A 13923-nucleotide genomic window follows, 5' to 3' on the forward strand; every position below is an offset into this window, starting at 1 on the left:
GGCAGGCTGCGCCGCATCCTCGCACCGGCGAAGAAGATCGTCCAGTAAGCCCTCACTTAGTAAGTAAGGGCATGCTTATTCCGATTTGAGAGCCGCTGCGGGGAGCCTGGTCAGGTGCATCGCCTCGGGTCTGTCAGGATGGAAGGCATGGGTCAGCCGGTGGAGCGGGAGAGTGGAGAAGCGGCGCACTCCGAGCTTCCGCCGGGGCAGCGACTCCAGCGCGGCTGGCCCGTCACCCACTACGGCCCGGTCCCCCGGTTCCGGCCCGAGCGCTGGGAGTTCCGGGTCTTCGGCGCCACCGCGGACGACGAGAAGCACTGCTGGAACCACGAGGAGTTCACGGCCCTGCCGTACACCACCGTCGTGGGCGACCTGCACTGTGTGACGAAGTTCAGCATGCTGGGCGCCGAGTGGGGCGGCATCCCCGCCCGCACGCTCCTGGACGTCGCCCCGCCCGCGCCGGCGGTCACCCATGTGATGGTCTGGGCCGAGTACGGCTTCAGCTCCAACCTGCGGCTCGACGACTTCGCGTCCGAGCGCACGATCTTCGCCACCCACAAGGACGGGGAACTGCTGACCGCGGAGCACGGGTTTCCGCTCCGGCTGGTCGTCCCCCATCTGTACGCCTGGAAGGGGCCCAAATGGGTCCGCGGCGTGGAGTACATGATCGCCGACCGGCGCGGGTTCTGGGAGGAGCGCGGCTACCACAACGTCGGCGACCCCTGGAAGGAACAGCGGTACTCGTACCAGGAGGAGCCGGGAGACGGCCCCGAGCTGTGACGCTCAGTGGGCGTGGTGCCGGTGGACCACCGCGTGTCCCTTGCCGCGGCCGATCATCCACTTGTTGACCGGCACGGTGACGACGAACGCGATGGCCAGCGAGATCGCCAGCGACGCCCAGAACAGCAGATCGGCGAGTTCCGCGTCCATGGCGTCCGGCCACAGGGCGATCACGCCGTTGTCGATCAGCTCCATCACTGCGATGGACAGGGTGTCGGCGGCCAGCGCCACCCGAAGCGCGGCCCGGAAGCTCATGCCGGCCCTCAGGACCCCGCGCAGGGTGAGGGAGTAGCCGAAGAAGAAGGCCAGGACGATCGCCAGCACGGTGGTCGCCGGATTGCCCCACCCCAGCGCGGTGCCGATGACCATCCCGAGCACTTCGCCGATGGCGCAGCCGGTGAGGCAGTGGAGGGTGGCCTGGACGGCTGTGGACCAGGTGGCGCCCGGCGGTGCGGCGTCGGTGTGCCCGGTGTGGGTGTGTGCGGTCCCTGCGGTGTGCTCGTGGTCCACGACTGCCCCCGGTGTCAGGTGACGGATCCTTCGACAGGGGCAACTTTATACCCCCTGGGGGTATTCCTGTGAAGGTTCGGGCGCCGTTCCGTGTAACGGACAGCACATTCCGTGCCCAGAGCGCTACGCTGTGATCCTTGCCTGGCGGGGAAGGTCGGGTGGAGACGGATTCGTCGGGTCTGTGGGGTTCCGCTTGCGATCCGGTTCGGGGGAGAGCGGTTCGGGGGACGACGGTGGGCCTGTTCGGAGAGCGGCATACCTTTTTCGGGAGTCTCAGCCCGGCGGACCGGGAGGCGTTGTCGAGTCTCGGCACCCGGCACGAGTACCCACCGCACGACGCGCTCCTCGCGGAGGGGGACCGCACCACGTTCGTGGTGGTCCTGCTCAGCGGCTGGTGCACGGTGTGGACGCCGACCGAGCGTGGCGGCCGTCTGATCCTGGCCCTGCGGCGGGCCGGCGAGGTCGTGGGCGACATGGCGGCACTCGACGGCCGTCCCCGAAGCGCCTCGGTGAGCGCTCTTGGCCCGCTTACCGGACTGGTCGTACCCGGAGAGCGTTTCCGTCGCTTCCTGGGCTCGCGGCCGCACGCCAACGCGCTGATGACGATCCAGCTCACCGAGCGGCTGCGCAGCGCGGACCACGAGCGCCGTGCCCTCGCCTCCATGACCGTGTTGCAGAGACTGGCGGAACGCCTGGTCGAACTCGCCGACCGTACCGGCCGGCTGGAGAACGAGGCAGTGACCATACGGCTCCCCCTCGCACAGCACGAACTGGCCGCGTCCGTGGGCTCCACCCGCGAGGCCGTCGCCAAGGCCCTGCGCCTGTTACGCGAACAGGGCCTGGTCCGTACCGGCCCCGGCACCCTCGCCGTCGCCGACCTGGATCCGCTCCGCCTGCTCGCCGCCGGACAGCCTCATGGCACACAGACCTAGAAACACCGGGTGCCGCGCTGTGTAAACGGCTACAGCGGTGATCGGCCGGCTCCGCGACCATCCGAGGAGCCGGTGGTTCGACGGGACGGCAGACAGGAGAGAACGATGGAGGGGGAAGCCGCTTACGGCTTCATCGTCAACGTGGACGCGCAGGGCTCGGGCCTGCTGTCCGACACCGAGAAACCCGAGATGCGGCGCAGACTCTACGAGGTCACGAACGCCGCCTTCGAACAGGCTCGTATCCGCGCTCCCCGGCTCTACCAGGAGGACCGCGGTGACGGCATCCTCAGCGTCCTGGCGGCCGACGTGCCGCCCAAGCGGGTGGTGGGGGAGTGGCTGGAGTACCTCCACCAGGACCTCCGCCAGATGAACGGCGGCCTCAAGAAGCCGCTGCGGCTGCGGGTGGGCCTGCACATCGGCCCTGTCACGGCCGACGCGCACGGCCGCTCCGGGCGGGCCGTCGACCTGGCCTGCCGCCTGGGCGACTGCGACACCGCGAAGGCGATCCTGAAGGCCGCGGCCGGTTCACCCCTGGTGGTGGTCGCCTCCGACCGGCTGTACGAGGACGTCGTCCTCGCCGGCGGACGCTGGGTGGAGCCGGGCCGCTACCGCCGCCACGAGGTGGAGCTGAAGGAGGGCCGCAGTGCCGCGTGGTTCACCGTGCCCGGACTGTCGCAGCCGCCCGACCCGGGGGCCGCGGCGGAAACCGTCCGGCCCGAGCCGCCGCAGCCCCACGGCACCGGGGACAGCTTCGTCCAGAACAACCACCACCACGGCAGCGGTCAGTTCATCGCCAACGGCAACGTCGACACGTTGCACATCAACCAGTACGGCGGTGACCGGTGAACGCGCAGAGCCCCCAGCCCCCTCAGGGCAACCCGAAACCCCAGCAGCAACAGCCGCAGCAGAAGGCCGAGCCGGACAGGGCCGACGGCCCCGACCAGGGGAGCGGCCCGGAACCACCTCAGTCCGACGTCATCGGCGGCACGGCGGCCGACCCGCTCGGCGAGGAGGCGCTGCCCGGGGCCGCGGCCGCCGCCTCCCGGATCTACCGCTCGACCGTGTCCTCGCACGGATCCGGCACCCTCATCAGTTCCGGGTCCGTCCACACCATGAACTTCTACGGCGGACCGGCGGCCGAGCGGCTGCTCGCCGGCCCGCTCCCGGAGGACGAACTACGCAGGTTGCGCCGGGTCTTCCAGGAACCGAAGGACTACGGCGCGTACCACGAGCAACTGCGTGACGGACGGCTTCTGGTCCTGCTCGGCCGTCCCGGCACCGGCCGTGCCTACACCGCCCTGTCCCTGCTGGACGACCTGACCCGCGGCCAGGTCTCGCGGCTCGACCCGCGTACCGACCTGGACCACCTGGACGACGGCCAGGTCCATGGGGGCCACGGCTATGTTCTGGAACCCAGTGCCGTCGGACTGCCCGACGAGACAGGCCTGGACCGGCTGTGCGAACTGCTCCGCAAGAAGCAGGCGTACGCCGTCCTGCTGGCCACCCCCGAACCCGGGGACGTGCTCTCCCACAGCGGCCGTTACTACCGCGTCCACACCCCGGTCGCGCACACCGCCGTACTCGAAGGTCATCTCGCCGACGAACTCGACGAGGCGGGGCCCGGGTCGTACGAGCGGGCCCGGGCCATGGCCCTCGATCCCGAGGTGGTGGAGGCGCGGGGTCTCGACGACCTGCGGCCGGCGGAGGCCGCCCACTTCGCGACACTGCTCGCCCGCAACACCCGGGGCGAGCTCACGCACGACGAACTGCTCGCCGAATGCCGCAAGTTCGCCGAGAGCCAGGCCGCCGAATGGTTCGCCGGAGGCGTTCGCTCCGAGACCCCCGAGCGATTACGGGACGCGGCCTACCGGATCGCCGTCGCGGTCCTGGACGGGGCCTCGCTCAGCGCCGTCGCCGAGGCCGCCGAGGTACTCGCCTGGGAACTGGCCGTCACCGTCGATCCGGAGGCGACCCCCGGCCGACCGCTGTTCAGCGACGGCGTCGAGGCCCGGCTGGTCTCCGCCCGCGCGGTCGCCGAACTCGGCACGGAGGAGGTCGGTACCGAGGAGGTCCCGGTCCGCACGGTGCGCTTCGCCGGTGAGGCCCTCGCCCCGGCCGTCCTCGGCCACCTCTGGCAGCACCGGCACAACGCGCGCGGACCGGTGCTGCGGTGGCTGGCCGGACTGTGCGAGGACGACCGGCCCCAGGTCTGGGTGCGGGCTGCCGTCGCGGCCGGACAGCTGTGCCGCCTCGACCTGTCGCACACCGTGCACGAACTGGTCCAGCCCATGGCTCAGGCCAAGCAGGCTCGACGCCGGCTGTTCGCCGCGACCGTGCTCGACGTGGCCCTGCGCTCCCCGGACGTCGGCAGTGCGATCCGGGCCCTGGTCGGCTCCTGGGCCCGGCACGGCGACGAGCAACTGCGCTGGACGGCGGGCGCCGTACTCGGCAGGGGACGGGCCACGGCCACCCTGCGCGAGACGCTGGACCTGCTCGGCGGAATCGGCGTCTGGGACGAGGGGCGGCTACGGGCCGACGCGGCCGTCCAGGTCGCCCACTTCGCAGGCGCCCACCCCGACGGCCGCACTGTGAGCCGGATCCGGGCCTGGCTGTCCGACGAACGTCGGCCCCAGCAGGACCTGGGACTGCAGAGCACGATCTTCCTGGCTTCCGTCTCCGTGGTCGACCTCTGGAACCAGCACGACGATCTGGAAAGCCACGGCGACTGGCCGCTGATGCTCGCCCTGGCCGCGGTGCGGCCCGCGCAGGCCTTGGAACTCGCCGGGCTCCTGTGGACGGCTCTGCAGACCCCACGGTCCTACCAGGCCGCCGTCGACACTCTGTCCGGCTGGTTGCGCGACTCGGCCGACCAGCCCTGGGCCATGTGGCTGGAGCGGTTCCTGCCGCTGCTCGTGCACAGCCAGGACGACCGGGACCGGCTGCTGTCCCTGCTCACGGAACTGACCGAAGACCCCGACCAACCACTGAACGAACAGCAGGTCCGCCGCTTGTGGGGGGCGGTCCAGGGAGCGAGTACACGATGACGCACAACCAGTGGGGCCAGCAGTGGCCGCGCCAGGACGAGGAGTTCGTCCTCCCGCACGACCTCAGAGGCCCCTTCGTACGCGAGTTCGCCCCACAGGCCGCCTACCGGCACCGCAACAGCCAGGTGGCCTCGGTGCTCTACTACAAGAACGGCGGATACAGCGTCATCACGGTGCGTGGCGCTGAGCATGTCAACAAGCCGCTGATGGCCAAGCCCACCTCGGTGTGCTGGGTCGCCCGCGGTCAGCACCAGGTCTCCTTCCAGCTCGAACTGCCCACCCACGGCGACCGGTCGCGGTTCAAGGCGGGCGCGGACGTCAACTGGGAGGTGCGCGACTTCTACCTTGCCGCCGAGAAGCGGGTGGTGGACGTGGAACGTATGCTCCGGCCTCCGCTGGAGGCCCGACTGCGAGGGATCAGCCGACGCTACAGCCTGGACTCGGCGCAGCAGGTCGACGAGGCGATCCAGGACGAGCTGGCCAGCGGTCGGTGGAACGACTTCGGCGCCGACCTCGGCCTGGTCACCCAGGTCTTCATCCGCATCGACCTCGGCCAGGCCGCCGCCGACCACCAGGCCCAGATGATCGCGGTCGAGAAGGGCAGCAAGGTGCAGGAGGCCATGGACATCGCGCACAGGGCGCGGATCGCCGCCAACCTCGACGACGCGCAGAAGCTGATCAGCGCGGGCGAGACCGTCCAGTACGCCACGATGCTGGCCCAGGACCCGAGCCGGGCGCACGAGATCCTCGGCGTGCTCCAGCAGCAGGCCCGCGAGCAGCGCCAGGGCGCTCTGGACTACCTGACCAACCTGATCAACCAGGGCGTCGTCCAGCGGCACCAGATCGACGACCAGGTCCAGGCCCTCATCGACTACAGCCGTACGGTCGCCGGAGGTGTCTTCCCCAACGGGCTGCCGTCGGCCCCGACCTCGCTGCCGATACCTCCGATGCCGCCCGCTCCGCCGCTGCCTCCGGCCGACGCACCGTCGATTCCTCCCGCGCCGCCGACCGACTCGGTTCCCGGAGAGGGCACGGGGATGGAGTACGAATCCGGTTCCGGGACCCGCGAGTGACCCCAGACGCACCGGATGCCGCGCAGTACGTCGCCGAGCGGCTGCTGCTGACCGTACGCGAGGATCTGGGCAGGGCGGACGTGAAGGCGTCGATCCTGCTCTCGGGTGCCGTGGCGGTGCCGGCGCTGGCGCTCGGCAGAGGGATACCGACCGAAGCCTCGGGGCTGTCCCTGGTGCTCCTCGCGGCGGGCGGGGCGCTCTGGGCGGTCGGCACGCTCCTGCTCCTCGCGGTGATCCTGCCCCGCACCGGCACGGTCCGCTCGGTCCCGGGTCCGACGTACTACGCCGACGCTCTCCGGGACACGGACCTGGAGGTGTTGCGCCGTGCCACCGCCGAGGCAGGCGCGGACCGGGTGAGCTGGTTGCTGACCCAGTTCCAGGACGTCAGCGTCATCCTCTCGGCCAAGTACCGCTGGCTGCGTCGGTCGATGGCGCTTCTGGGGGCGGGGTTGCTGCTGGCGTTCCTGTCGGCCGTCGTGAGCTGACCCGGTCGTCCCGGCTTCCTTCGCCGTCCTCAGCCGTCCCGGAGCTTCTTCAACCGCTCCACGTCCGCCGCGTGCCCCTCCTTGCCGCCGGGGGTCTCGATGATCAGGGGGACGCCCTCGGTGGCGGGGTGGGTCATCAGGGCGCGGAACGGGTCCTCGCCGATATGGCCGGAGCCGATGTTCTCGTGGCGGTCCTTGTGGGCGCCGACGACGTCCTTGGAGTCGTTGGCGTGGATCAGCTTCAGGCGGCCCTCGCCGACCGTGTCCACCAGCAGGTCGAGCGTCTGGTGCATGCCGGAGGGGCCGGTCAGTTCGTGGCCGGCGGCGAAGATGTGGCAGGTGTCCAGGCAGACGCCCAGCTTCGGATGGGCGTCCAGGGCCTCGAAGTACGGGCCGAAGTCCCAGGTGCGGGAGCAGAGCGAGGCGCCCTGGCCGGCGGTCGACTCCAGGAGCAGGTGCGGGTCGTCGTCGTGGGTGAGTTCGTCGAGGAGCGGCAGCAGGTGCTCGCGGACCTGCTTCAGGGCCACGGAACGGTCCCGGCCGCCGGTCGCGCTGCCCGTGTGCACGACGACACCGAGCGCGCCGATCTCACGCCCGCGCCTCAGGGAGTGCCGGAGCGAGTCGACCGACTTCTCCACCGTCGCCTCGGTGTGCGAGCCGAAGTTGATCAGGTACGGGGCGTGCACATACGCCGGAATCGACCGTTCCGCGCAGGTCTCGCGGAACGCCTCGTCCTGGCGGGGGTTTCCGACGGGGGTGGCCCAGCCGCGTGGGTTGGCGACGAAGACCTGCACGGTCTCGGCATCGAGGTCCTGGGCGTACGACAGGCCCACCGAGTGGAGACCGCCGGCCACGGGGACATGGCCGCCGACGGGGTTGCGCTGAGTTGTCACCGGTCAAGGGTGCCATTGCCTGCGGCGCCTGTGCGAGGCGCCCCAGGCGTGTGCCCCGGCAGGCCGTCGCGCGGGTGCGGGCCGGTGGGGCTGGTCGCGCAGTTCCCCGCGCCCCTGCGGGGCGGCGCGCCGCGCTCAGCGGATCGTGATCGTGATCGTCGAACCCTTGGGCGCCGTGTCCCCGCCCTTCACCGACTGCTTCTTGACCGTGTCGCCGAACAGGCCCAGCAGGCCGCGGTCCTCGTCGACCTGGAAGCCCGCGTCCTCCAGTTCGGCCTTGGCGTCGTCCACGCTGTCGCCCGTGACGTCCGGGACCTCGACCATCACCGGGCCCTTGGAGACCGTCAGCGTGACGGTGTCGCCCTCGGCCGCCTGACTGTCGGGGGTCGGGGTCTGCTTGGCGACCTGGCCCGCGTCGTACTCGGAGTTGACCCGGGTGGTGGCGACCTCGACCTTCAGGCCGGCCTCCGCCAGGTCGGCCTTGGCGTCGGCCAGGTCCTCGCCGGTGACGTCCGGGACGTCGACCGGGGCGCCTTTGCTGACGGTGAACGCGACGGCCGAGCCGGCGCGCAGCGTGGTGCCGCTCTCGGGGTCGGTGCCGATCACGAACCCCTTCGGGACGTCGTCGCTGAACTCTCGGGTGGCCATGCCCGGCTCCAGTCCCTCCGCCTTCAGCCGGGCTCGCGCCTTGCCCAGCACCCACCCGTCCACGTCGGGCACCTTCACCGTCTGCGGGCCCTTGGAGAGGGTGAGCGACACGGAATCGTGGTTCCGGATCCGGCTGCCGACCCCTGGGTCCGTGCTGATGACGGTGCCGCGCTTCACGGTGTCGCTGTAGGCGTATGTGACCTTGCCGGTCTCCAGACCTGCCTCGTCCAGCCGGTCCCGGGCCTGCGCCTCGGTCTTCGTCAGGAGGGCCGGGACCTGGGTGAACTGGCCGGAGTTGATGTACCAGACACCTGCCCCGAGCCCGAGGGCCAGCAGAACCGCGGCGACGATCAGGAGTGGGCCGCGCCGGGGCCTGCCGGAGGAGCGGTCACGCCGGGACGGCGGGAGCGGGGGGCTCTGCAGGACGCTGGTGCGGTGGTATCCCGGCTGGGGCTCGTCCTCGTTGACCGGCAGCAGGCGCGGCACCGTCAGCGAGCGCGGGATCACGCTCGTACGGTTCTCGGCGCCCCCGTACTCCGTGGCGAGCGCCTGCGGCGGCACCGCGTCCAGCTGGTCGGCGCTCAGTCTGCCGCGGGCCTCGCGGGTCTGCGCGAGCAGGGCCACGGCGTCGTACGGACGCAGGTCAGGGGTGCGGGCGGTCGCCGACGCGACCAGCTCGTCCAGTTCGTACGGCAGCCCCGGGACCACGGCCGAGGGCGGCGGGACGTCCTCGTGGAGGTGCTTGTAGAGGACTATCGCGGGGGATTCGCCTTCGTGCGGCTGGCTGCCGGTCAGCATCTCGTACAGGACGACACCGCACGCGTACACGTCGACGCGGGCGTCCGCGGCGCCGGGCTGGTCGATCTGCTCGGGCGAGAGATAGGACACGGTGCCAAGGACGGCTCCGGTGGTGCTGGTCACGGTGTTCACGGACCGCACGAGACCGAAGTCGGCGACCTTGACCCGGCCGTCGTCCCCGATCAGGACGTTCTCCGGCTTCATGTCCCGGTGCACGAAACCGGCGCGGTGCGCGGCGCCGAGCGCGGCGAGCACCGGCTCCAGGATGTCCAGGGCGGCGCGCGGCTGCAGCGCCCCGCGCTCGCGCAGCACGTCACGCAGAGTGCAGCCGGCGACGTACTCCATGGCGAGGTAGACGTACGACCCGTCGGTGCCCTGGTCGAAGACCTGCACGACGTTGGGGTGGGAGAGCCGGGCGACGGACTTGGCCTCCCGGATGAACCGCTCGACGAAGGTCCCGTCCGCCGCGAGCGCGGGGTGCATCACCTTGAGCGCGAGCACGCGGTCCAGACGGGTGTCCAGGGCCCGGTAGACCGTGGCCATCCCGCCGACCGCGATACGCGCGTCCACGCGATAGCGGCCGTCGAGCACCTGCCCGACCAGCGGGTCCTGAAGGGTCGTATCCACGCAGGCGAGTCTACGAGCCGCCGCCGACAGTCCATCCGCTTCGGCGGTTTTGACGGCCGTACTGCAGCTGACCTGTGACGGAGGTCGCACCTGCCCGTGTCCCAGGTCGAACGTGCGTTCAGAACGCGGGACGTTCCGGGTCCAGTACGGCCCTGCCCTCCACCGGGGAGGAAGCCTCGGCGAAATGCCGCCGCGGGATGCGCCCCGCCCGGTACGCCAGCCGTCCCGCCTCCACCGCGTGCCGCATCGCGTGCGCCATCAGCTCCGGCTCCTGCGCCCGCGTCACCGCCGAGGCGAGCATCACACCCGCACAGCCGAGTTCCATCGCCAGGGCCGCGTCCGAGGCCGTGCCGGCCCCGGCGTCCAGGATCACCGGCACGCGCGCGTGCTCGACGATCAGCTGGAAGTTGTGCGGATTGCGGATGCCGAGGCCCGAGCCGATCGGGGAGCCGAGCGGCATGATCGCCGCGCAGCCCACGTCCTCCAGCTTGCGGGCCAGCACGGGGTCGTCGTTGGTGTACGGCAGTACCGTGAAGCCGTCGTCCACCAGGGTCTCCGCCGCGTCCAGGAGCTCTATGGGGTCCGGCAGAAGGGTGCGCTCGTCGGCGATGACCTCCAGCTTGACCAGGTCGGTGCCGAGCGCCTCGCGCGCGAGGCGGGCCGTCAGGACGGCCTCCCCGGCGGTGAAACAGCCCGCCGTGTTCGGGAGCACCCGGATGCCGAGCTTCTCCAGTACGGACAGCACCGAGCCGTGCACCGAGGGGTTCACGCGGCGCATCGCGACCGTCGTCAGCTCGGTGGCGGAGGCGAGCAGCGCCCGCTCCAGCACGTCCAGGCTGGGCGCACCGCCCGTGCCCATGATCAGCCGGGACGAGAAGGACGTACCGCCGATGACGAAGGGGTCGTCGGCCATGGGTCAGCCTCCTTGGACGGCGGTGAGGACTTCCACGCGGTCTCCCTCGGCGAGGGACGTCGAGGGCCACTGCGCGCGCGGGACGACGGTCTCGTTGAGCGCGGCGGCCACCCCGGAGGGCGCCGGAGTCAGCGCCCGCACCACGGTGTCGAGAGCCGTGCCGGGAGCGAACTGGCGCGGCTCCCCGTTGACGGAGATGTTCATGCCGGCTGCTCCACGGACTCCAGGAACCGCCTCGGAGTGAACGGGCGGGCCACCTCCGGCAGTTCACCGGTCGTCAGGGCATGTGCCAGCGCGTCCCCGGTGACCGGTGTCAGCAGCACGCCGTTGCGGTAGTGCCCGGTGGCCAGCAGAAGGCCGGGCAGTTCCGTCGGGCCGAGCAGCGGCGCGTTGTCCGGGGAGCCCGGGCGCAGTCCCGCGCGGGTCTCCGTCAGCGGCAGCTCGGTGATGCCGGGGACCAGTTCGTGCGCGTCCCGCAGCAGCTCGTACACCCCGCCCGCGGTCACCGTGGTGTCCCAGCCCAGCTCCTCGCTGGTCGCGCCGATCACCAGTTCGCCGCTCTCGCGCGGCACCAGGTAGACGTGGCTGCCGCGTACGACGGCCCGTACGGTTCGGCTCAGGAAGGGCGCGTGGCGCGGCGGCACGGTCAGCCGCAGCACCTGCCCCTTCACGGGCCGTACGGGCGGCAGGAGGGCCTGCGGGACCCCTTCCAGGCGGCCGCTGAGGCTTCCGGCGGCGAGCACCACCTGCTCGGCGCCCAGTTCCTCGCCGTCCGTGGTGGCGACCCCGGCGGCCCGGTCCCGTACGACACACAGACGCTGCGCCCACGTGCGGTGGAACAGCACGCCCGCCCGCTCGCACGCGGCCAGCAACGCGCGCGTGAGGCGGCGCGGATCGATCTGGTGGTCGCCGTCCACCCGCAGCCCGCCCCGCACCCCCGGCGCGAGCATCGGTTCCAGGCGTCGGCACTCCCGGCCGGACAGCCACTCCGACTCCAGCCCCGACTGCCGCTGGAGCGCGTGCAGTTCGCGAAGGTGGGCGCGGTCGTCGGCGTCCAGCGCGACGGCGAGCGTGCCGCAGCGGCGGTAGCCGAGGTCCTGTCCGGTCAGCTCGGTGAGTTCGGCGGTGAAGGCGGGATAGCGGTGGGCGGAGGCGAGGTTCAGGCCCAGCAGGGTCTGCTCGCCGTAGTGCAGTTCGGTGACCGCGGCCAGCATCCCGGCGGCCACCTGGGCGGCCCCGCGGCCCGGTTCGGGGTCCACGACGGCCGTGGTGAGACCGCGTTGCGCGGACCGCCAGGCCGTGACCAGGCCGATGATGCCGCCCCCGACGACGAGGACGTCTGACGTACGTGAGGACATGGGCGTCCAGCCCCTCCCTTCGCCGGCATGACCCGGATCAGGTTCGTACGGTCGGAGGCCGCCCAGCCTCCCTCTCAGCCCGGTGCGTCCGGGCTCCCGCGAGTGCTCTACGTTGGCCACCCTAGCCCGACGCCGTGCGTCTCAGTAAGGGAGCCTCTTCTCGTGGCACGCTCGCTCGACGGTCTCGTTCTCGCCCCTGTCGCCGACCAGGCTCCAGGTCAGGTGGGTACCCGGACCCGGTTCACGTACCACGAGAAGGACGGGGAGATCTGGGCCGAGTACACGGGAGGCGACGTCGTACGCGGGTACCTGGTCGGCACGCGCGCGGGGGACCGGCTCGACTTCCGCTACGTGCAGCTCAAGCACGACGGAACGACATCCTCCGGGCACTGCGTCTCGACGGTCGTGGAACTCCCCGACGGCCGGGTGCGGCTGGAGGAGACCTGGGAGTGGGAGTCGCAGCCGGGCAGCGGGACGAGCGTTGTGGAGCAGGTCACTGCGCACGACTCCTGACTGACTGATTGTCAGCTGACTATGGTGATCAAATGAGCGAGCAGACGCAGGCGCAGCGGCGGGTGGTCGTGGTCGGCGCGGGCATGGCGGGGGTGCAGACCGCGGTCGCCCTGCGCGAGCAGGGCTTCAGCGGAACCGTCACGCTGATCGGCGCGGAGCCCCATCAGCCGTACGACCGTCCGCCGCTCTCCAAGGCCGTGCTGCTGGGCAAGGCCGAGGGTTCCGCCTTCGACCTGGACTTCGAGGCCCTCGGCATCGAACTGCTGCTCGGCCGCGAGGTGCTGGGCGTACGCCCCGAGGCGCACGAGCTGGACACCGAGGACGGGCCCTTCCCGTACGACGTCCTGGTCCTCGCCACCGGCGCCGAGCCGATCCGGCTGCCCGGCACGGAGGGCGTGCCCGGGGTGCATCTGCTGCGCACCCTGGACGACGCCGAGCGGCTGCGCCCCGTGCTCGCCCGGCAGCACGACATCGTCGTTGTCGGCGCGGGCTGGATCGGCGCCGAGTTCGCCACCGCCGCGCGCGAGGCGGGCTGCGCGGTGACGGTCGTGGAAGCCGCCGACCGGCCGCTCGCGGGCGCCCTGCCCGCCGAGGTGGCCGCGCCGATGACCTCCTGGTACGCCGACGCGGGTGCCGTGCTGCGCACGCACGCGCGCGTGGAGCGCGTCGAGCCCGGTGGGGTCGTCCTGGACGACGGCTCGCGGGTGCCCGCGGGCGCGGTCGTGGTCGGCATCGGTGCCCGGCCCGCCACGGCCTGGCTCGCCGGTTCCGGCATCGAACTCGGCGCCCACCGCGAGGTCGTCGCCGACGACCGCCTGCGCACCTCCGTGCCGGATGTCTACGCGGTCGGCGACTGCGCCTCCTTCCCCTCGGGGCGGTACGGCGAGCGCCTGCTGGTCCACCACTGGGACAACGCCCTCCAGGGTCCCCGCACGGTGGCCGCCGACATCCTCGGCGAGACCCCCACGGTCTACGACCCGGTCCCGTACTTCTGGTCCGAGCAGTTCGGCCGCTTCGTCCAGTACGTCGGCCACCACGCCTCCGCCGACACGACCCTGTGGCGCGGCGAGCCCTCCGGCCCGGCCTGGACGGTGTGCTGGCTGCGCGAGAACCGCCTGGTCGCCCTCCTGGCGGTGGGCCGGCCCCGCGACCTGGCCCAGGGCCGCCGCCTGATCGAGGCGGGCACGGAGATGGCCCCGGAACTGCTGGTGGACCCGGCGAGGCCCCTGAAGGCGGCGACGGCGTAGGCGAGGGCCGGGCGTCTCGGGCATCTCGGGCGGGCAGCGGCGACCCTGCACAGCGGAGGTTTCGGCGCCGCTGGCTGCGGGCCTGGGCGGTGGAGTTTCGGG

Annotated in this window: 14 protein-coding genes and 1 riboswitch; of the genes, 8 read left to right on the top strand and 6 right to left on the bottom strand. The window is 71.7% G+C overall.

What is annotated here, in order from left to right; translation table 11 throughout:
* The first annotated feature begins 147 nt into the window (after positions 1 to 147).
* A complete protein-coding gene (locus H293_RS0121315) occupies positions 148 to 780 on the top strand; it encodes a sulfite oxidase-like oxidoreductase (RefSeq protein WP_020119872.1) in 633 nt (210 codons plus the stop codon).
* Positions 781 to 783: 3 nt separating this feature from the next.
* Here H293_RS0121315 and H293_RS0121320 read toward each other — a convergent pair whose 3' ends face one another.
* On the bottom strand, positions 784 to 1290 hold the full coding sequence (locus H293_RS0121320; RefSeq protein ID WP_020119873.1) for a DUF4396 domain-containing protein: 507 nt from the start codon (positions 1288 to 1290) through the stop codon (positions 784 to 786).
* 233 nt (positions 1291 to 1523) lie between these two features.
* Here H293_RS0121320 and H293_RS0121325 point away from each other — a divergent pair, with 233 nt between their 5' ends.
* From H293_RS0121325 to H293_RS0121345, 5 genes are all read left to right on the top strand, one after another.
* Positions 1524 to 2222 (top strand): Crp/Fnr family transcriptional regulator, encoded by a 699-nt coding sequence (locus H293_RS0121325; protein ID WP_028808062.1) that lies wholly within the window; start codon positions 1524 to 1526, stop codon positions 2220 to 2222.
* Positions 2223 to 2327: 105 nt separating this feature from the next.
* Positions 2328 to 3068 (top strand): nucleotidyl cyclase domain-containing protein, encoded by a 741-nt coding sequence (locus tag H293_RS49815; RefSeq protein ID WP_051138137.1) that lies wholly within the window; start codon positions 2328 to 2330, stop codon positions 3066 to 3068.
* Positions 3065 to 5266, top strand: a complete 2202-nt coding sequence (locus tag H293_RS0121335; RefSeq protein WP_020119875.1) for a hypothetical protein — start codon at positions 3065 to 3067, stop codon at positions 5264 to 5266. Before H293_RS49815 ends, H293_RS0121335 begins: the two co-directional genes overlap by 4 nt.
* Positions 5263 to 6339 (top strand): hypothetical protein, encoded by a 1077-nt coding sequence (locus tag H293_RS0121340; RefSeq protein WP_028808064.1) that lies wholly within the window; start codon positions 5263 to 5265, stop codon positions 6337 to 6339. Before H293_RS0121335 ends, H293_RS0121340 begins: the two co-directional genes overlap by 4 nt.
* Positions 6336 to 6824, top strand: a complete 489-nt coding sequence (locus tag H293_RS0121345; RefSeq protein ID WP_020119876.1) for a Pycsar system effector family protein — start codon at positions 6336 to 6338, stop codon at positions 6822 to 6824. The genes H293_RS0121340 and H293_RS0121345 overlap by 4 nt, the downstream gene beginning before the upstream one ends.
* 29 nt (positions 6825 to 6853) lie before the next feature.
* Here the strand turns inward: H293_RS0121345 and H293_RS0121350 are convergent, their stop codons facing one another.
* The 5 genes from H293_RS0121350 to thiO all read right to left on the bottom strand — a co-directional run bounded on the left by H293_RS0121350 (position 6854) and on the right by thiO (position 12061).
* Entirely contained in the window at positions 6854 to 7717 is an 864-nt protein-coding gene (locus H293_RS0121350; RefSeq protein ID WP_078612637.1) for a deoxyribonuclease IV, read from the bottom strand.
* Between the two features lie 135 nt (positions 7718 to 7852).
* A complete protein-coding gene (gene pknB / locus H293_RS0121355; RefSeq protein ID WP_020119878.1) occupies positions 7853 to 9790 on the bottom strand; it encodes a Stk1 family PASTA domain-containing Ser/Thr kinase in 1938 nt (645 codons plus the stop codon).
* Positions 9791 to 9908: 118 nt separating this feature from the next.
* Positions 9909 to 10703, bottom strand: a complete 795-nt coding sequence (locus H293_RS0121360; protein ID WP_020119879.1) for a thiazole synthase — start codon at positions 10701 to 10703, stop codon at positions 9909 to 9911.
* A gap of 3 nt (positions 10704 to 10706) precedes the next feature.
* Entirely contained in the window at positions 10707 to 10907 is a 201-nt protein-coding gene (gene thiS, locus H293_RS0121365; RefSeq protein ID WP_020119880.1) for a sulfur carrier protein ThiS, read from the bottom strand.
* Complete coding sequence (thiO, locus tag H293_RS0121370; protein WP_020119881.1) at positions 10904 to 12061, bottom strand: glycine oxidase ThiO; 1158 nt, start codon at positions 12059 to 12061, stop codon at positions 10904 to 10906. The genes thiS and thiO overlap by 4 nt, the downstream gene beginning before the upstream one ends.
* Positions 12059 to 12171: riboswitch (TPP riboswitch) on the bottom strand. It overlaps the preceding gene by 3 nt.
* Before the next feature lie 52 nt (positions 12172 to 12223).
* Here thiO and H293_RS0121375 point away from each other — a divergent pair.
* Positions 12224 to 12574 carry an avidin-fold protein gene (locus H293_RS0121375; protein ID WP_020119882.1) on the top strand — a complete coding sequence of 117 codons (351 nt, stop codon included), beginning with the start codon at positions 12224 to 12226 and terminating at the stop codon, positions 12572 to 12574.
* Between the two features lie 32 nt (positions 12575 to 12606).
* Complete coding sequence (locus H293_RS0121380; protein WP_020119883.1) at positions 12607 to 13821, top strand: NAD(P)/FAD-dependent oxidoreductase; 1215 nt, start codon at positions 12607 to 12609, stop codon at positions 13819 to 13821.
* The last annotated feature ends 102 nt before the right edge of the window (positions 13822 to 13923 follow it).

The organism is Streptomyces canus 299MFChir4.1 (genome assembly GCF_000383615.1).
GTDB classification, from domain to species: domain Bacteria; phylum Actinomycetota; class Actinomycetes; order Streptomycetales; family Streptomycetaceae; genus Streptomyces; species Streptomyces canus_C.